The organism is Clostridioides sp. ZZV14-6153, assembly GCF_020657855.1.
Classification (GTDB): Bacteria; Bacillota; Clostridia; order Peptostreptococcales; family Peptostreptococcaceae; genus Clostridioides.
On sequence record NZ_JAGWCZ010000011.1, the window covers coordinates 113,830 to 133,109 of the forward strand.

26 protein-coding genes are annotated in these 19,280 nt (G+C 25.4%); 23 read left to right on the forward strand and 3 right to left on the reverse strand.

Features of this window, described 5'->3' with window-relative positions:
• Window positions 1-72: 72 nt before the first annotated feature.
• From KGF46_RS13920 to KGF46_RS13950, 7 genes are all read left to right on the forward strand, one after another.
• Entirely contained in the window at window positions 73-780 is a 708-nt protein-coding gene (locus KGF46_RS13920; RefSeq protein ID WP_255640462.1) for a Fic family protein, read from the forward strand.
• A gap of 194 nt (window positions 781-974) precedes the next feature.
• Entirely contained in the window at window positions 975-2,141 is a 1,167-nt protein-coding gene (locus KGF46_RS13925) for an ATP-binding protein (protein WP_227862080.1), read from the forward strand.
• A gap of 84 nt (window positions 2,142-2,225) precedes the next feature.
• A complete protein-coding gene (locus tag KGF46_RS13930; protein ID WP_227862081.1) occupies window positions 2,226-2,603 on the forward strand; it encodes a hypothetical protein in 378 nt (125 codons plus the stop codon).
• Between the two features lie 35 nt (window positions 2,604-2,638).
• Entirely contained in the window at window positions 2,639-2,821 is a 183-nt protein-coding gene (locus KGF46_RS13935) for a hypothetical protein (protein WP_227850677.1), read from the forward strand.
• 108 nt (window positions 2,822-2,929) lie between these two features.
• Window positions 2,930-3,502, forward strand: a complete 573-nt coding sequence (locus KGF46_RS13940; RefSeq protein WP_227862082.1) for an integrase — start codon at window positions 2,930-2,932, stop codon at window positions 3,500-3,502.
• Window positions 3,503-3,633: 131 nt separating this feature from the next.
• Window positions 3,634-4,560 (forward strand): hypothetical protein, encoded by a 927-nt coding sequence (locus KGF46_RS13945; protein WP_227862083.1) that lies wholly within the window; start codon window positions 3,634-3,636, stop codon window positions 4,558-4,560.
• A 4-nt stretch (window positions 4,561-4,564) separates the two neighbouring features.
• Window positions 4,565-6,106 (forward strand): hypothetical protein, encoded by a 1,542-nt coding sequence (locus KGF46_RS13950; RefSeq protein ID WP_227862084.1) that lies wholly within the window; start codon window positions 4,565-4,567, stop codon window positions 6,104-6,106.
• A gap of 141 nt (window positions 6,107-6,247) precedes the next feature.
• Here KGF46_RS13950 and KGF46_RS13955 read toward each other — a convergent pair whose 3' ends face one another.
• The gene (locus tag KGF46_RS13955) at window positions 6,248-6,409 is read right to left on the reverse strand and encodes a hypothetical protein (protein ID WP_207650816.1); all 162 of its coding nucleotides are present in this window, start codon (window positions 6,407-6,409) and stop codon (window positions 6,248-6,250) included.
• Between the two features lie 107 nt (window positions 6,410-6,516).
• Between KGF46_RS13955 and KGF46_RS13960 the strand changes: the two genes are divergently transcribed.
• The 6 genes from KGF46_RS13960 to KGF46_RS13985 all read left to right on the forward strand — a co-directional run bounded on the left by KGF46_RS13960 (window position 6,517) and on the right by KGF46_RS13985 (window position 12,536).
• Window positions 6,517-6,783: a hypothetical protein gene (locus tag KGF46_RS13960; protein ID WP_021425130.1), complete on the forward strand. Its 267-nt coding sequence runs from the start codon at window positions 6,517-6,519 to the stop codon at window positions 6,781-6,783.
• A gap of 73 nt (window positions 6,784-6,856) precedes the next feature.
• A complete protein-coding gene (locus KGF46_RS13965) occupies window positions 6,857-8,035 on the forward strand; it encodes a hypothetical protein (RefSeq protein WP_227862085.1) in 1,179 nt (392 codons plus the stop codon).
• Window positions 8,036-8,615: 580 nt separating this feature from the next.
• Window positions 8,616-10,385, forward strand: a complete 1,770-nt coding sequence (locus tag KGF46_RS13970; protein ID WP_227862086.1) for an RCC1-like domain-containing protein — start codon at window positions 8,616-8,618, stop codon at window positions 10,383-10,385.
• Window positions 10,386-10,418: 33 nt separating this feature from the next.
• The gene (locus KGF46_RS13975) at window positions 10,419-10,787 is read left to right on the forward strand and encodes a hypothetical protein (protein WP_227862087.1); all 369 of its coding nucleotides are present in this window, start codon (window positions 10,419-10,421) and stop codon (window positions 10,785-10,787) included.
• Window positions 10,788-10,986: 199 nt separating this feature from the next.
• Window positions 10,987-11,469, forward strand: a complete 483-nt coding sequence (locus tag KGF46_RS13980; RefSeq protein WP_227829034.1) for a CarD family transcriptional regulator — start codon at window positions 10,987-10,989, stop codon at window positions 11,467-11,469.
• A gap of 353 nt (window positions 11,470-11,822) precedes the next feature.
• Complete coding sequence (locus KGF46_RS13985) at window positions 11,823-12,536, forward strand: LytR/AlgR family response regulator transcription factor (RefSeq protein WP_227829035.1); 714 nt, start codon at window positions 11,823-11,825, stop codon at window positions 12,534-12,536.
• A 462-nt stretch (window positions 12,537-12,998) separates the two neighbouring features.
• On the opposite strand, the gene KGF46_RS13990 is transcribed toward KGF46_RS13985, so the two are convergent.
• On the reverse strand, window positions 12,999-13,352 hold the full coding sequence (locus KGF46_RS13990) for a helix-turn-helix domain-containing protein (RefSeq protein ID WP_227838698.1): 354 nt from the start codon (window positions 13,350-13,352) through the stop codon (window positions 12,999-13,001).
• Between the two features lie 179 nt (window positions 13,353-13,531).
• Between KGF46_RS13990 and KGF46_RS13995 the strand changes: the two genes are divergently transcribed.
• Both KGF46_RS13995 and KGF46_RS14000 read left to right on the forward strand, forming a co-directional pair.
• Window positions 13,532-13,702, forward strand: a complete 171-nt coding sequence (locus KGF46_RS13995; RefSeq protein WP_227838699.1) for a hypothetical protein — start codon at window positions 13,532-13,534, stop codon at window positions 13,700-13,702.
• Complete coding sequence (locus KGF46_RS14000; RefSeq protein ID WP_227850673.1) at window positions 13,695-13,979, forward strand: hypothetical protein; 285 nt, start codon at window positions 13,695-13,697, stop codon at window positions 13,977-13,979. Before KGF46_RS13995 ends, KGF46_RS14000 begins: the two co-directional genes overlap by 8 nt.
• A 150-nt stretch (window positions 13,980-14,129) precedes the next feature.
• On the opposite strand, the gene KGF46_RS14005 is transcribed toward KGF46_RS14000, so the two are convergent.
• A complete protein-coding gene (locus KGF46_RS14005; RefSeq protein WP_227850672.1) occupies window positions 14,130-14,471 on the reverse strand; it encodes a helix-turn-helix domain-containing protein in 342 nt (113 codons plus the stop codon).
• 161 nt (window positions 14,472-14,632) lie between these two features.
• Here KGF46_RS14005 and KGF46_RS14010 point away from each other — a divergent pair, with 161 nt between their 5' ends.
• The 8 genes from KGF46_RS14010 to tnpA (KGF46_RS14045) form a co-directional block, all read left to right on the forward strand.
• Entirely contained in the window at window positions 14,633-14,842 is a 210-nt protein-coding gene (locus KGF46_RS14010) for an HTH domain-containing protein (protein WP_227850671.1), read from the forward strand.
• A gap of 82 nt (window positions 14,843-14,924) precedes the next feature.
• The gene (locus KGF46_RS14015; protein ID WP_227862088.1) at window positions 14,925-15,662 is read left to right on the forward strand and encodes a phage antirepressor KilAC domain-containing protein; all 738 of its coding nucleotides are present in this window, start codon (window positions 14,925-14,927) and stop codon (window positions 15,660-15,662) included.
• A 72-nt stretch (window positions 15,663-15,734) separates the two neighbouring features.
• Complete coding sequence (locus tag KGF46_RS14020) at window positions 15,735-16,307, forward strand: antA/AntB antirepressor family protein (RefSeq protein WP_227862089.1); 573 nt, start codon at window positions 15,735-15,737, stop codon at window positions 16,305-16,307.
• Window positions 16,308-16,523: 216 nt separating this feature from the next.
• Window positions 16,524-17,876 (forward strand): RNA-guided endonuclease IscB, encoded by a 1,353-nt coding sequence (gene iscB / locus KGF46_RS14025; RefSeq protein ID WP_227862090.1) that lies wholly within the window; start codon window positions 16,524-16,526, stop codon window positions 17,874-17,876.
• Entirely contained in the window at window positions 17,863-18,264 is a 402-nt protein-coding gene (tnpA, locus tag KGF46_RS14030) for an IS200/IS605 family transposase (protein WP_227830498.1), read from the forward strand. The genes iscB and tnpA (KGF46_RS14030) overlap by 14 nt, the downstream gene beginning before the upstream one ends.
• 62 nt (window positions 18,265-18,326) lie before the next feature.
• Window positions 18,327-18,473 carry a hypothetical protein gene (locus KGF46_RS14035; RefSeq protein WP_227830499.1) on the forward strand — a complete coding sequence of 49 codons (147 nt, stop codon included), beginning with the start codon at window positions 18,327-18,329 and terminating at the stop codon, window positions 18,471-18,473.
• A gap of 44 nt (window positions 18,474-18,517) precedes the next feature.
• Window positions 18,518-18,727, forward strand: a complete 210-nt coding sequence (locus KGF46_RS14040) for a hypothetical protein (RefSeq protein ID WP_077709634.1) — start codon at window positions 18,518-18,520, stop codon at window positions 18,725-18,727.
• Window positions 18,728-18,945: 218 nt separating this feature from the next.
• Window positions 18,946-19,280, forward strand: a 335-nt coding sequence (gene tnpA, locus KGF46_RS14045) for an IS200/IS605 family transposase (protein ID WP_227854983.1), incomplete at its 3' end; no start/stop codon positions are given.

Genomic DNA, 19,280 nt, shown 5'->3' on the forward strand with positions numbered 1-19,280 from the left:
GATAGTGTAAAAGATAATACATTTTGTTAATATTAGTAATATAAAATAAATTTAAAAATGGAGATGAATATATTGATTGAAAATAAATTTATAGAAAAATTAAAATATACTAAAAACATACCAAACTCTTTGTATAAAGACTTAAGACATAACTTTTTATTTCATTCAAATAAAATAGAAGGAAGCACATTCACAAGTGAAAGTTTACAAGATTTAATTGAACACAACATTGTAAAGGGCGACCATACTTTAGATGATGTTATAACAACAGTAAATTCAAGCTATGTATTTGAAACTGTAATAGATACATTGGGTGAATACTTAACTGAAAAGTACATAAAAGATTTACATGGTCAACTTATGTATAATTCAAATATTCATAATATGGGGCTATCTGGTATATACAAAAAAATACCAAATAGAATAATAGGAACTAATAGTGTATTAGCCCAACCATTTGAAGTGGAACCAAAGATGTTAGAACTTATTGAGTGGTATAATAATTTAAAAGATATTACATTAAAAGACTTAGCAGAATTTCATTATAGATTTGAAATCATTCATCCTTTTCAAGATGGTAATGGAAGAATAGGAAGATTTATATTACTTAAACAAATACTTGAGAATAATTTGAAATTGATTATAATATCGAGTAATACTGTAGATGATTATAGACAGGCTTTAAAAGGTTGTCATAATGAATATTATAAACCTTTAGAGCAATATTTTGAAAGTTTAGATGACTACAAAGAAAAAAATAAAGATTTATGGAATTTTTAATTCTAGGAGAGGACTGTATAAATCAAGTAAAATCTGAATAATGAACAGTTATCACATTTATCGTGAAATGATTTTTATTTTATAAATTTATATAGGCGTTTGCTATTTTTCTTCTGGAAGATAGAAACGTCTTTTTTATTGATTAAAATGAATGTTATAATTATCTTTATACTATGAGAAAAGGACGTGATTTAATGAACATAGCAGATTTAGAAGATGAAATTATATCTCTTGTTGACAGTCAAAGAGAAGATGATTATTGGGACTTCAAGCAGTGTTATCATAAGAATAAAGCAGATTTATTACATGATATTATTTGCATGGCAAACAACAGAAGTAATCATGATGGTTATATTATTTTTGGTATACAGGATAAAACATTTAATATAATTGGTGTTGAAAAAGATGAACTTAGAAAAAACCAGCAAAACATTATTGATTTTTTGAAAAGTAAGTCATTTTCTAATGATACTAGACCTAAAATTAATCTAGTAACTTTGAATATATATCAACATTCTGTTGATGTCCTAATTGTCTACAACACCTTAGAAACGCCTTATTATCTTACAAAGGACTATAAAGATAATAATCGTACTGTCAGAGCAAATTATATTTACACACGCGTTGGAGACACTAATACAGATATAGATAAAAGTGCTGACAGTAATCATGTTGAATATTTATGGAAAAAGAGATTTGGTATTCACTTGACACCATTTGAAAAATTAAGATATATTCTATCAAAAAAGAATAAATGGAAAGTTACAGAAAATTTTAGCTATTACATACAAAATCCCGAATATACTCTGGTGAGGAATATTGATGATAACTGTAGATGTTCATCGGAATTCTATGCTTATAATATGACAGATACTAATGTAATCTATGGAACTATTAGTGTTAATTACTTTGGAACAAAATTATATGATAATCAAACTGTATCACTGGATGGCGGTAGATATATTACAGTAATACCAGAGTGGGGAACTATAAGTCAAGATAAATATCATCGTAATACCGATTTCTTTAAATATTTTGTAAAAGACGATATTTCATATGATTTACATAGATATCTTATTAACATGGACAGCTATGAAGCAGTTTATGCCTATAAAAAATTTATGGAAGTAGTCCTTTTATTTGAAAATGATTATGAAAAAAAGTGTTTTATCATGTATGTCGAAAGTAATTTGGATTTATTTGAAAATATTATATCTAGTAATAAAGATAATTATAATTATTTAGATATTGAATCACCAGAAAAAGAACAGGTCATTAGACGCTTAAAAGTGGCTAAAGCTCTTAAGGAAATGCAACTTAAATTTTATGATGCTAATAGGAGCAAAAATGAAGAAAGATAATGTGGATAGTATGTCTAAATATCTTTCAATTTTAGAAAAAATGATATTTCAAATTATATATTTTAATTAAAGAGAGGTTAAATTATGTTAGACAAATATATACTAATGTTTAAAGATATTTCTATAGGCGATTTTATTTATGATGAAGACAAAGATAAATTTAGTTTTAAATTGTATGATACAGTAGATAATATAAATTATTTGCCACCACTGTTATATGATTACACAGATTTGAGACTAGATTATCAGCCTAATGATAAAAATATAAGAGATTTTATAGGGGATAGAGTTATGCCAGAAGAGAGACATGGATTGAATAGTATCTTGGAAGGTCTTGGATTAGATTTCTATGACCCTTGGGAGATATGTAAAAAATGTCATGGTTGTTCACATGAAGACTATTGGTGGCTTAAAAAAGAAGGTGATAATTTTAATTGGAGAGAATATCATCAAATTAGTTAATAGTGATTAAAATAACCATTTTAGAAGGAGAAAAGATGCTTAAAACGTTATTTGTTTCATTAGCAATTTGTGTAATTATAAGACTATCTATATCAACATTTAAGAAAGCTTTGAACTTCTTAAATATGTTTAAAAGCAAGAAAGAAAGTTTTGTTGCTTGGCTTATTTTAATTGTATCGAGTTTAATTATATACTGTTTAATAGATATAATATTGTAAAAAAATGATATAGTTTAGAAATATATGTAGATAAAAGATGGAATTAAAAGATGAACATAGTATGACAATCGTAATCTCATATAGTATACTTGTCTTAGAGGTGATTACATGACTTGGAATGATTTAAAAAACAATGATATAACATATATAGTTGAATATATTAATAGTAAGTTAAATAATAGTAAGAGCTTAACTAAAGTTGCCATAGAGCTTGGTGTGTCTGAAAGTAGTATAAGAAAATATCTCACTAAAAGAGGTTATAAGCGTATAAATGATGAGTATATATTTATTGGTGACAATAGTATGACAAAGGTAGTAAATAGTAAATCACAAAGTAATAATGATAATATATTTAATATGACAATAGAAGATGACAACAATCATAACGTAGTAATTGACAACCAATTTAAAAATAATATAATCTCTTTAGCAAAAGACTATGATAAAATACAAGATGTATTAAATTGGTTTGAGAACAAAGAAGATACAAATGTAATAGAGGTTGTACAGGATGGTATTAAAATTGATTTACCTTCAAAAGATGCTATAAGGACTACAGTTAGGTTGAATAAAGATGCATGGAATTTATTTGATGAATTTTGTGAAAAATTCAGAGAGTTTAATAAGTCTGATTTGATGAGCATGGCATTATTAGAATACATAAAGAAGTATGATAAATAAAAATGACAATAAAATCGTAGTTTTAATTTAAATAACCTCATTATTTTGAGGTTATTTTTTTATTTTCTATTTAAAACGGAGAAGGTAAATGTTATAATATATATATAATTAAAAAAAGGATGTTTGAATTTATGAATTATAATTTAAAAAATGAAAATGTATTATCAGAGCTATTACAAAATGAAGATGAAAAAACAAGGATTGGCATACTCAAAGTTTATAAAGTTTTAATATTTTGGTTTGCTAAAGAAGGAAAGCTTATTGAGAATGGAAATGACTATATTGTTGAAATAGTAGGTAATGATAAAGAAAAAATTGTAAAAGATATGAATCAAAATAAAACATACAATGCTATAATGGCTATAATTTTTAAAATTAATAAGATATTTAAAACTTTAAATTACGATATTCACTTTTCTAAACCAAAAAATTTAGTCGCTGAATTTGATTTATCAAAATACCTAACACAAGATGAAGTCCTTAAGGTATGTAGTAAGTTAACTAACGCACAAGATAAGTTTATAATTTATGCAGCTTTTTGTGGACTTATTGGTAAAGATGCTGAAGACATAAGGGGTATAAAAATAAAAGACATAGATTTAGAAAAAAGATTAATAAAGTTAAAGGATACAGAGTTTAGGCTGGACAAGTTCTTATTTGATTTTACAAAAGATACATTAGAACAAAAAGAGTATAAACAATATTTGGAGCAAGGCAGTAATGCTGCTGAATTTTATCTATTTAATTCTAATTCTGAATACTTAATTAAAACTAAACCAGATGCTAGATATGGAAATGGATTAAAAGAGATGGGATATTCAACAATTCGCAAAAGATTACTTATTATTAATGATTATTTAGATAATAAAGTACAGTTGAATTTCACTAATTTAAAAATTTCTGGTATTATGCATCAAATGCAGCTAAAGGAAAAAAAATATACTCAATCTGGATATTGGACTAATAAAAGCTTGAAAGAGTTTAAGGAGGATAACAATTTAAACTTCAAAATACAAGAAGTTCTATCTATTTATAAGCAAAAATATATTAAGGAGTAACCTTATGAGTAAAGATATTAAAGAAAACATAAGTAATGAACAAAAAGATTTAAATAAAATAAATTTAATCTATCATATTATATATGATAATGATAGATTTAAAATGATAACAAGAAAATATTTTGAAATTTTTAGATTAAAGGGTATGTCTGCTGAAGAAATAAGTTTAAAATTTGAAGAATTCCTATATAAAATAATTTATGATAAATTCAAATCTATATACTCAAGCACAGAAGTTAAAAAACTAAGAAGTTATGAAAATATGTCTTCATGGAAGTTGAAACAAAGATGGGCTAAAATGGCTCTTGATTCATTAGGAAAAAAAAGTAAAAAATATTTAAAAAATGAATTAGATACTGTTAAAAATGAATATATAAAAACTGGGAGAATCATAAGTGCTGGAGTGGAAACACCAGAAGAGTTATTAGATACAAGAAAAGACTTTTTAGAAAAATGGGCTTCTAATAACACATACAATATATGTGATTATCCATATTTACAGGAATTAAGTGAAAGTAAAATAACTTCTGCTTTTACTCATGATGTTCTTATTTGTATAACAGAAATTTTAAAGAATGAATATGATTTTGATATTAACAAAATAGAAATCAAAACTCCTCCACATTTAGCACCTGGTATATTCTTACCTATAACAAAAGGTAAAAAGCATACTCATATAAATGTTAAGAGAAATAAAGATTCTTATTTATCAGAGGATTATCAGGCTAAAAGTTTCTTAGGAGTACAAACTAATTTTTCTTATGAATTTTCATTTCATCAATCTTTAGATGATGTTGTTGAAAATTTAAAACTTGAGCTTATAAATCAAGAAACAGAAAAAAAAGCATTGCCTAAAATATATTTAGATAAACAAGACTTAGAAATAATAAGATTCGTATATACTTATAGTCATATGCACTCTTTTGCATTTTATCTTGGTGACTTAATTAAATATTTAGGTCTTTCTGATGGTAAGAATAATTACACTAATATAAAAAATAGATTATTAAAGTTACCTTATTATACTTTCTATGTAAATCAAGTCAAAGACACTGGAGAACTTAAATCTGAAATGAGTTTCAACTTATTTTCAAGGGTAATGATTTCAAAGGATGAAAATGATAGAGAATTTATAGAAGTTACAAAGTCTTTAATAAAAGAAGTTGAAAAAGTGAATACAGATATAATGTATAAAAATGAGTTGAAAAAGTTAACACTTGTACAATCTATTAATCTAGCTTATTTTTTAGAAGGGAAAAGATATACTTTAATCTCCTCTGGTGAGAATATTAGAAATAAAAGCTTTAGATATAATATAGAAGACATAAAATTTGATGTCCACTTAAGTAATAAAAAAACACTTAAACAAAATATGGATTATCTTGAAGCTGGTTTTAATGAAATAAAAGAAAACCAGTTTATAATAAAAGATTATAAAAGAGGATTATCACATTTTGATGTTTTCTTCTATGAAGATGTCGAAAAAAGAAAATTACTTATAAATAATACTATCTTATCCTTACCAGATTATATAGTTGATAAATAAAAAAAGCAAAAAGGCTATACCAGCTCCGTACTTCTGAAATTATTGGTTTTTTAAAAAAGCAAAAAGGCTATACCAGCTCCGTACTTCTCAAAAAATAGCCTTTTTTTGCTTGAAAATCATGTCGAAAAATTTTTTTTATTTCTAATTATCTCCATTTACCACAAAAAACTGTCTTTGTATTCCTTGAAAATAGTGATGTTCAGCAAAATGGCTATACCAGCTCCGTACTTCTGAAAACCTATTGCAATTACTATGTTTGACAAGAATGGCTATACCAGCTCCGTACTTCTGAAACATAGACATAAAACTAACTTTTGGGTAATATAAGTCTAAGTAAAAAAGTTTTATCCAAAGAATGGCTATACCAGCTCCGTACTTCTGAAATTATTGATTTTTCAAAGGAGAAAATTATGAGTATTAAATATAAAGATAAAGAATTCGTACTTGTAGAAAAAAAGAATATAAATGAATTAGATAACTCTAATATAAAATATATTGACCTAAAGGACAAGCAGTATTATGTGGTTACACAAGGCAAAAAACCTAAAAGATTTAACCTAGAAGATATTAAAAATATAAAAAAAGATTTAGATAATGGCATAAGTTTAAGAAAGTGTGCAACAAAATGGAATTGTAGCACTAGGACTATACAGGATATAAAAAATAATATTTATTAATATGTAGAGGTATTTATTTACTTTATACCTCATTAGGATTATAATAATCATATATAGAAAGGAGGATTATAAAATGCAAGAATTAAAACCAGTTGCTAGAATATCAAAGTCAAAACTAAAAGATATATTAGATGTTTTTAAAACTTCTATAAGAAAAGTAGAAAAAATAGATTATTCTGCTTGTAATTCTTGTGTAATAAAAAATAATCCTTCTTTTGACAGTAATAAATTAAATGAATTCTGTTCAAATTGTCCCAAATTAAAAACTATATCAGAGTTTTCTTATGTTACAGAAAAGGAAACAGAACTAGGTACAATAGAGATTGTAACTAATAGAAATAGATGTATTGCTTTAAGTAAGAGTGCTATAAAACAGTATTTAGCATATCACTTTATAGTATCTAATAAAAATTATGTTAGAAAATCAGTATCATTCAGAAATATAGCTGATATATGCAATGTTTCTGTTGTTACAGCTAGACATAATCATAATGTATTATTACAAGTTGGATTAGTTTATTCCACAGAAATAAAAAGAGGTAAATTCGATATAGTCATAGATGAAGAGTACAAAAATCATCTTAAAAAAGAAGATGGTGGAAAAGGTTACTTGACTATGTCATTGGATACTTTAAATCACTTGTTAAGTTTTGAAAATGTAAATGAGTTAAAACTTGAAATTAAAAAGTTAATTTGGGCTGATGCTAAAGGAAGTAAGTTAGGTAAAAGAATACGATTCAAAAAAGATAATCTTATCTCTATACTTCCAGAATACATAAAGAAATCAAACAAGCGTACAGAAGTCTTTTTAAGAAGTTCTAAAACTTTATTTGATATAAGTAATGATACAATAGATACAAAGCGTTACGAGACGAAAGAAACTATCTCAGAGAAATATACAGAACCAATTAGAATACAAATCTCAAAATTCTTCGATGATACTGGTTGCTCTTTAAGTTCTAATTATAGTAAAGTGTTATCTCAAATAAATTTAGATAGATATAATTTATTTGAAGAAGATTTAAGAAGCAAATTAGAGGTGGAAAAAGATATTATTATAAATGATTTGGTTGGATTGTCGGTGCAGTATGGAGTTAACAGAGTTTTAGCAGCACTAGATTATATGTTTAATAAATATACAATTGATGAAGAAGATACAAATTATAATGAAATAAATAATCCTGGTGCATTTATAAGAACATTGATTGTTCAGAGTATAAATAAGAATGGAAGTTTAGCAATAGCAATTTAATACATGGAGTAGTTCAAAAAATTTGATTTTGGCTACTCCTATTAGTGTTTGTATTCAAATTATAAAATACTTAAATAGAGCTATAAAGAGTGTAAAATCTCTTATTGGCTCTATTTTTTATGCTTATTTTCATTAAATTCTATACACAATAGAAAGTTTTTTATACGTATATAAAACTTAATTTTCCATTATAAAAATATAATTATATAAATTAATAAGAAACTTATTAAAAAAAAATAAGAATACATCTACAATATATTCTTATTCAAACTTATATTTTGTTATATTCATTGTAATTACTTTGATGTATAGTTTTTTCTTATTTTCTAATTATTGAATTTAATTTTTGTATTAATTGCTATTAGTAATTTCTGTATTAAACTAATGAATAAGTGATAATTATGAAACTTATCTTACAAAATTATAAAATATCAAATATATATTGCATTAAGTAATAACGTTCAAAGTGTTATATAAATATATGTTATTGCTTTTTATTTGCTTTATTTTTACAAATTATCCCATAAGTATACTATAATTGTCTTGAGGAAAATAATCATATAGAGGGAGAAATTAGGAGATGGATAGATTTGAGATATTGAAGTATCTAGAATTTGATGTTTGGCATTCAGAATGGCCGTTAGAGCTTCTCAAAGGGGCTATAACAAAGGATAATGCTACTGGTAATTTATTATTACAATTAAAAATGTGCAATATATCTGATAAGGATATAAAGTCTGTATATTTTAAAATAGAATGTTTTAATGATGCAGGAGATTTAATAGATAACAATTTAAAATATGTTTATCAAGATATAAACATTAAACCACATGAATGTCTTGGTGATGATATTGCTATAAAAATAAATGATAATAAAACAAGAGCAATAAATATTGTATTAGAACAAGTAGTATTTTCAGATAATGAAGTTCATAAATATGAAAGAGAAGAAGGTTTAATTATACCTGAATTAGATAAAATAGAATTGTTAAATATAGAATTATTAGAAGAGCTTAAAAAAGATTATGAAGAATATGATTTTCAATATGAAATTAAGTATATGCCTAATATAATAGAAAAAAAAGCATGGAGTTGTTGTTGTGGAAAAATAAATAAATTAGAAAAAAATAAATGTGATAATTGTAAGAGAAGTAAAATACTGCAAATAAAAAAGATAAATAAAAATTATTTAGAATCTCTTTATAAAAAAAGCCTAAAGAAGAAAAAAGAAATAGAAATAAAACTTGAAAAAGATAATAGACATAAAGAACATAAATTAAAGAACATAAATAAAAATAATAGAAGAAAATCAATATTATTAATAAGTATATTATTAATTTTTATTATTTTTATTGGTAAAAATATTATTAATAAGCATGCTTTTTTAGATGAAATAAAGTATAAAAATGAATATAATAAAAAAATATCTGTAGAAAAAGATAATGTATATATGTTAAAAAATAATGGAAAAGTAACACATAGAAAAGTGAATGGTGAAAGTAGTTCTATACCTGGTTGGGAAGATATAATATCTATAGCATCATATGATAACTCAATAATAGGATTAAAAAAAGATGGTACAGTTGTTTCTAAAGGTCTTGGGAATTCAGATTCGGACAATATTAGTAAATGGATAGATATAATAGATATAGAATGTGATAGTGGAACTTTTATAGGATTAAAAAAGGATGGTACTGTCGTTGCTACTGGAAATAATGACTATGGTCAATGCAATGTGAATAATTGGTCTGATGTAGTAAGTATAGAAATAACAAAATCAACCATTGAGTATATGAAAAATACAACAGTAATAGGAATAAAAAAAGATGGAAAAGTATTACTCACAGGATATGATAGTCTAAATCATAGAAAAGAAACAGATAAATGGAAAGATATATCAAAGATAAAATGTGGGTCTTATGGCATATTTGGAATAAAGAACAATGGCACAGTAGTTGTATCAGGTAGTGCTTATGATATTAAGAATTGGAAAGATATAGTGGATATACATATTGGATTATGTGGAATAGTGGGTATTAAAAGAGATGGGACAATAATAAGCACAGATGAAAAGTTTAATGAAATCATTAAAAATTGGAAGGATATTATTTCTGCTGAAATAATAGATAATCATGAAGGAATTTCTATTGTAGGAATTAATTCAAATGGAGATATTTTAACATCTAGTAGAGGTCAGAATTTGGATAATATAAAAAGATTAGAAGATGTGGAATATATAAATTTTGATGACCCGATTGATGATTTTTTAGTAGGCATAAGAAAAGATAATGTAATTTTTATAAGAGGAATAAACAATACTATAGATGAAGAATACAATGAAGAAATATAAAAATAAATATTTTAATTTGGAGGGATAGAAAATATGAAAAATTACATAGCAAGATGTTTATCAAATATGGGAGTATTGTTGGCAGGTATACAAGTATTAGCAGGTATAATAATCATGTGTCAAAAAGTAGAAGTTCCATATAATTACCTATCAGATACTTATGAACAGTATAGTCCTATTATGATTGGTATTGGTGCTGGAGTGATAGTTAGTGGAATAGTTATATGTTTAGTTTTAAAAGGATTGGCAGAGTTAGTTGAAAATTCTACTAATCAAATGGAATATCAGAAAGGGATATTAACTCTATTGAAAAATAACAATGGTATTATTAATGAATATGAAAATATTAGCAAAGTCAAGCTAGAAAAGCAATTTACAAATGAAGAATTACCAAGACTATAGACAAATATAAACCAGTTCAATATGAGCTGGTTTTATTATATTCCAATAGTAAGATTGCATGTATTTATATATAAACTTATTATTATAATACAATAAAATTGACTTGTCAAGTGATTTATGGTATAATATAAATTATTAGATAGTAAAAGCATTGTACCTAAGTTGCAATATCTAAAGTCCAGTTCTGGAGGTATAATATATGTATAAAATTGGTGAAAATGTAATGTATCCAAAAGAAGGAGCATGTTATGTGAGTGATATTGTAACAAAAGAAATAAACCATCAAGAACAAAAATATTATGAATTAATGGTTATTTTTAATAGTAGTCTTAAAATTTCTATACCAGTTAAAAATGCTAATAAGATTGGTGTACGTAGAGTTATTAATGAAGGTGAAATTAATAAGCTCATTCAAGATATTGATAAGAGCAATGATATATGGGTGTTGGATAGAAAAGAGAGATTTAAATTGTATGACAAAAAACTTAAGTCAGGAAATACATTTGAAATAATAAGGTTGATTAAAATGCTTGTAATACAAAACTCTGAAAAGAAATTATGTAGTACAGATAAAGATTTTTTAGTTAAGGCTCAGAAATTTGCCTTATCAGAATTAGCTGCTACTCAATGTAAATCTTATGAATCTGTATTGAAAGAGATGTCAGAACATATTTTAAACTAAAAATAACTAAACCAGCCAATAAGACTGGTCTTATTTTTTTTGACTAATAATTGATATTAATTGTGTCAAATCTATATAAAAAATATATAATATAATTATCTAATTACATATAAATACTAGATTTATTTTTTCTATTCTTAAGAGCTTCTTTAAAAATATTCTATTAAAACTCAGTGCTAACTAAAGTGCTGAGTTTTTTATGTAACAATAAATTATATTAATATAAAAATATATTCTACATACATAAAATGATAAAAAAACTATTTATAATACATTAAATTACAAAAAAACTAAAAAGGTATATGTCGAAAATATATAATATTCAATGACTATATACTTTAAGGAGTGATTTAATGATTATAATTATTTGTGAAAATGATGATATGCAAAGAGATATCATCTATGATTTTGTTAAGATATTTTTAACTAAAATCAAGATAAAACATTATGACATTTTAATGTTTAAGAATGGAGAAGAACTATTAGAAGAATATCCAAATAAAGTTGATTTAATTTTAATGGATATAAATTTAGGGGGCAGAAATGGATTTGATATTTCAAAAGATATTAGAAAATTTGATAAAGATGTAAGAATAGTTTTTGCAACTGCATCAGATAAGTATGCTATTAGAGGTTATGAGATAAATGCATTTAGATATATGATAAAACCAATATATTATAAAGAGTTTGAAAAATCTATGCTTGATTTTGCAATTGATTGGAGGAAAAGAGAGGCTATTATTACAATAAAAAGAAAAAGCCAAATAATAAAAATAGATGAGCATAATATTTTATTTGTTGAAATAGTGAATAGAAAACTAAGAGTTGTTACTAAGAATGAAGAGTATATAATAAATGATAAAATGGATATATTTGAAGAAAAATTGAAAGAGGATATATTTTTTAGATGTCATAAGAGCTATCTTATAAATTTACTAGAGGTAACTAATTTTAATTACAATTTTGCTTATTTAACAAGAGATAAAATAAAAATTAAAGTAGCTCCTAAAAAGACAAAAGAACTTAAAGAGAAACTAGCTGATGTTTTTAGTGAAATATTATGGTAAACCAGAAAGATTTGTTTTTAACAATCGAATGTATATTCTTAATAAAAATATGGATAAGAGTTATAATATTATTGTGTAGGAAAATAGGAAAAATATTAATATTTTTGAACATTTTGACATTAATTGTGATTTTAGTGTTGAATTTCTGTTAAAAAAATCTTATCATTTAATCAAGAAAATCTACTGTTATAGAGTAGATATATTGTTAATTATAAATAATTATTGAGATAAAATTTTTTGTTTCTATCAAGAACGAATGTTCTGTAAATAGGAATAGGGTGAGGGGATGTTTATTAAAGGATATTAGATTATTTTACTTATTTCATACTGCATATATGGGGGTTATATAATAATGAAAAAACAAGTAACAAAAGAAATACTTAAAATGCTAGAGAAAATGGATTTATCTTATTTACTCATAATCAAAAGTTTTGTATCTAAATTAAAATAGCCCTTATTGGGCTATTTACTAAGTTTATCAATTACTTTCTGTATAACTTCTCTTTCGTCATCAGTAAGTTCAGCAAATGTTAAGAATACTTTTTTTAAAAATTCATCATTGCTTGAGAATGTCTTACCCATCATTGCTGCTAATTCAATATCATCTATATTTTTAAACATTTCTCCATTTCCATTTCGCAACCAGTCCTCATTTACATTAAAAACTTCACATATTTGAAATATAAATCTATCTGTTAGCTTTCTTTCTCCTTTTTCAAGTCTAGAAATAGTTGTATCACTTACTAATAATTTTTCTGCAAATTCTTTTTGCGAGAGACCTAATTTAACTCTTAATTCTTTTAAATTTTCATTCATATTTACACCTCCTATTATATAGTATATTAAGAAAAATTGACAATGTCAATAAACTGAACCTGATAAGTTGCATAAAGCAAAAAAAATGATTGACAAATACAGGATGTGGTACTACAATGTAAATATACATAACGCAACTTTAAAATTGACAAACGCAAATAAAGTAGGAGGTGTATTGTTTGTATAATAGTACTGATAAAAAATTAATAAATTTATTTGAATCATTTAAAAAAATAGACTATACAGAACAAAGTTTAGTGTATTTTTTATCTTTAAGCTTTATAGTAAATAGAAAATGTTATAAAGATGCAAATTTATATAGTAGGAAAGGTGAATGTAATTATGAATGATTTAAATATCAAAGGAAAACAAAAATTCATGAATTTAGAAATACCTATTATTGAAGGTGGTTTTGGTGAAGATAAAAAATGTATGACAGACAAAACTATATCTGAGATACATAATATGAGAAATGCTGACATAAGAAGGAGAATATCTGATAATTTAAAAAGGTTTAAAAATAACATTGATTATGTAGATTTGAAACGTGTGCATGAGACGCACACGTTGATAGAATTAGGTTATTCCAAGCAATCTATAACTCAAGCTGATTTATCTTTTATCTGAAAGAAGTTACTCCAAATTAATTAAATTCATTTTATTGTACACGATTTCTCCATATATACATAACTGGTGAGTTATTTTTTTTAGAAGGTATTGAAATATGATAAATAAAACAATTTAAATGTTTTTAATTATTTCAAAGAGTAGAAATAACTACTCTTTGGAATAATTGTCACTTGAAGATAACTGAATATCTATTAAAGAATTAATAGTATCTTTACCTCTATTATCGAGCAATCTATATTTTCTTATAAGCTCAAGTTCTTTAATTGTAATGTTTTCCTTATTATCAGTATTAAAAAAAAAATTTGGGCTAACATCTAATATTCCACAAAGCAACTCTAAGATATTAATATCTGGTTTACTTGAATTATTTTCCCAACTACTAACAGTAGTGTTTCTTATTCCAAGTAAATTGGATAATTCGGATTGCTTTAACCCTTTGCTTTTTCGTGCTGATTTAATTTTATCACCTAAAGTTTGATTATCTATCATATTTCAACACCTCCTAATATAAATATACCATTAATTATGGAATTTGTAAATTAAAAATTCAAGTAAAATGGAATAAAATTCAAAAACTTATTGACATTCCTGTAAAAATGGAATATTATTAAAATAATCCAATAAAATTGAAGTTATAGGAGGCGTATTATATGGATATTTCAAGGAGATTAAAAAAGTATTTAATAGCAAATAAAATATCTGAAAAAAGCCTATCTGAAGTGACTGGAATATCTAGGACAAAATTAAAATCATCTTTGGATGGTGATAGAAAATTATCTTTTGATGAATTTGAATTAATTTTAATAGCAATTGATGAACCAGCTGACAAATTTGTAATTCCAAAAAAAATGAAGTATTAAAGAAAGACATTTAAGATGAGTTAGATAGTAAAGAAACACTTTAGAGAATAAAAAAATTAATTTATATAAAGGGGGAAATTAAATGAGTAATGTAATTTTAGTAAATGATAAAGAATTACAAGCAAAAGAATTTAAAGGTAGTAGAGTTATTACATTTAAAGAGATTGATTTTGTACATGAAAGAAAAGATGGTACAGCTAGAAAGAGATTTAATGACAATAAAAAATTTTTTGTAGAAGGGGTGGATTACTTCATCCTAAAAACGGACGAAGCAGTAAAATACTTTGGTATAATAGCTCCAAATGGTTTGAAGCTTATTACTGAAAGTGGATACTTAATGCTAGTTAAATCATTTACGGATGATTTAGCATGGAAGGTTCAAAGGCAATTAGTAAACAGCTACTTTAAAATTAAAGAAGAATTTAGATTACCAACTACATATAAAGAGGCATTAGAGCATATTTTAGCTAGAATTAAAGAAAATGAAAAATTACAAATAGAAAATGAAGAAATGAAGCCAAAGGTACAGTACCATGATAAAGTATTAAATCCTGAAAAATTAGTTACTACTACAGACATAGCAAAAGATTTAGGAATGACAGCACAAGGCTTAAATGTTTTGCTATATACGAATAAAGTAATATATCCAGTTAAAAAGAATGGTAGAGTGAAATGTTGGAAGCCTTATAGGGAATATCAATGGATGATACCTGAATATGCAGATTTTAAAATAAGTGAATATGATACACAATTAAAATGGACTGAGATAGGTAGAAAATGGTTGATAGAATTTGTAGAGAGTATTAAGAAGATAAGTTAAATTAAAAATTTAAAATGTACTTTGAAAATTGAATAGTTAATACGAATTTATATATTAACATGGAGGTAGTTAATGGAGGATTTAAAAATAGTAGAAGAAAAAGGAATTATCAAAATATATACAACTGATGAAGATGTTAAGGTTGTAAATGGTAGAGAACTTTGGGAAGGATTAGGAGTTAAACAACAATTTTCAGACTGGATAGAAACAAACTTAAGAAATGTAGATGCTGGTCAAAATGAGTTTTACCTTTTAAAAGGTAAAACCTCTAAACAAGGTGGAAGACCTACAGATGAATACATAATTAAATTAGAAATAGCAAAAGAAATTTGTATGATAGCCGGAATAAGTCCAAGAGCAAGTAAGGAACTTAGAGAAAATTCAAAGAAATATAGAAAGTACTTAATAGAGGTAGAAAAGAAATATCAAAAAATAAAAGAAACTTTAGATACTAGTAAGCTTAGTCCAGATTTACAAATGTTTAAGAGAATATTTGATACAGTAGCAAAACAAGAACTTGAACAAAATCAATTAAAACAAGTATTAAAAGAAACAAAAGAAGAAATACAAGGAATTAGAGAGGTAATTTCATTAAGTCCTAAAAATTGGAGGGATGATGTCAACTGCCACTACCCTAAAGGGTAGTAGCTTGTAAAAGCTAGTTGAATAGCCTGAGTTTACACTACGTTATGTAAGAATATATAGGTACTTTAGGATACTTCTCTAGTCCTAAACTCTACGGTATATCATTAAACATCACTGATGGCAGGTGAAGTGTGGTATATTTAAAACCTTTCATAACATTGGCGAAGAGAGCTTACCACCGTAAGGTGAGGTTAAATTATCTGAAAGGATTATACTATGGTATATGTAATTAATTTTGAAGGAAAACCATTAATGCCTACTACTAATGCAAAGGCTAGAAAATTATTAAAACAAAAGAAAGCTACTGTTAAAAGAGTTAATCCATTTATTATACAATTATTATATAAGACAGATACTGAATATATTCAAACTATAACATTGGGGATAGATAGTGGATATTTAAATATAGGATTTTCAGCTATAACAGATAGTAAAGAATTAATAGTTGGAGAAGTAAAATTGCTTCAAGGTATGAAAGATAGATTATTAGAAAAAAGTCAGTATAGAAGAATTAGGAGGCAAAGGTTAAGATATAGAAAACCTAGATGGAACAATCGAAAAATAAAACAAGGATGGTTAGCACCAAGTTTACAACATAAATTGAATACCCATCTTAAATTTATAGATTATCTTAATTCTATATTGCCTATCAGAAATATAGTAATAGAGGTTGCCAACTTTGATATACAAAAAATTAAAAATCCTGACATATCTGGAGTAGAATATCAACAGGGAGAACAAATGGGCTTTTGGAATGTAAGGGAATATGTGCTTCACAGAGATGGACATAAATGTCAAAATCCTAATTGTAAGAATAAGAGTAAAGAACAGATATTAGAAATTCATCATATTAAGTACAAGAGTGAGGGTGGTTCTGATGCTCCTAGTAATTTAATAACTTTGTGTAATAAATGTCATACATCTCCTAATCATAAAAAGGGTAAATTTTTGTATGATTGGTGTGAAAATGGTAAAAAGGTCAGAGGTTTTAGAGATGCTACATTTATGTCAATGATAAGATGGTACTTATTGGAACAGTTGAAAGAAAAATATACTAACATTAAAGCAACTTATGGTTATTTGACTAAAAATCATAGAATTGAACATGGTATAGAAAAAAGTCATTTTAATGATGCTTTTGCTATAGCTAAAGGTGTTAATCAAGTTAGAAATTTAGAAATATTTAAAGTTGAACAGTCAAGATTAAATAATAGAAGTCTTGAAAAATTCTATGATGCTAAATATATAGATAATAGAACTGGTGAGAAGGTTTCCGCAAGTGAACTTAATTGTGGAAGAAGGACTAGAAACAAGAATTTAAATTCTGAAAATCTTAGAGTGTTCAGAGGTCAGAAAATATCTAAAGGTCAAAGAAGAATAAGGAAGCAAAAATCATTGTATCAGCCAAATGACTTGATTAAATATGATGGAAATGTTTATACAGTTAAAGGTAGTCAGAATGAGGGTAAATACATAGCTTTAAAAGAAATCAAAAAAGTACCAAATGTAAAACTAATTAAGCCATATATCTTTAAGAAGGGGTTAAATTGGAGTCATGGATTATATTAGTAGAAATCATTCTAAGTATTTGTTATTAGTACATCTGATATTTGTATGTAAATACAGAAAAAATTTGCTAATTAAATTTGGCGATGAAATTAAACATATTCTTAGTGATGTAGCAAAAGAAAAAGATTTAATCATGGTTGAAATGGAAGTTGATAAAAATCATGTGCATCTATTAGTTAAATACAAACCAACAGTTTCTATATTGGAGATAGTAAGATGGTTCAAGCAAATTTCAACTTATAGAATTTGGCGAATTAATAATAATCAATTATACCTTAACAAATATTTTTGGAAGGAAAAGACTTTTTGGTCAGATGGATATTTTGCTTGTAGTATAGGAGCTGTTTCTAAGGAAACTATTGAAAGATATATACATAATCAGGGATAAGGCTTACATCCACTAACCTAAAGGTATAGTGGTTTTACGCCTTATCATATAAAAGAAAAAGAATGAGAGAAGAAGGTATATCCAAATCAAAAATAGATAAAACAAACTTTTTAGATGTTATAGCAGAGGATAAGAAATTAATTGAAGGGTATATATCTATTGTAAAAGATATGGCGATTAAATATGGTATATTAATTAGAAATACTTAATTTGTATATTGATAAATAAATATTTGGAATATGGAGGAATGAAAATGAAAGTAGATTTATCTAAAATTGAATTTTTAATAAGTGAAGCAACAAATGTTAATTTGAGCTTAGAAGAACTTAATGTAGCAAAAGAGATACTTAATACATTAAATAAAAACGCAAAAAGCATCTCATCTCCAATTGATATATTAGTATTTTGTAAAGATGCACTTAGATACAATCCTGTCTCAGAATTTATTTATACTGAGCTCTAACTGTTCTATGTGCTTCTCTTAGAGCATGATATATTTGATGGTATAAAGATTCATACTCATAAGCATATTCTTCCACAGTTTTACAATAAAATTGCCGAAAAGCCCCCTTCTTTAGATGTGGGGATGAAAGGCAAGGTCTTAATATAAATAAAAGTCAGAATAATACTTGCAACCTAACACTACGAATGATAGATTATGTGTAGGAGGTGTTAGTTTTTATGTATAAATCTAACGGAAATATAACATATGATTGTAAATATCATATAATATTTTGTCCTAAGTATCGTAAACCTGTTTTAGTTGGCGAAGTAGAAAAAATGTTAAAAGAGATAATACCATATAAAGCAGATGAACTTGGAGCAGAAATAATAGAAATGGAAATAAACAAAGACCATGTGCATTTATTAATATCATGTGACCCACAATTTGGAATCCATAAAGTAGTAAAAGGTTTAAAAGGTTTTAGTTCAAGAGTATTAAGAGAAAATTTCCAACATTTAAAGTCTAGTATGCCTAGTATGTGGACTAATAGTTATTTCGTAGGAACTGTTGG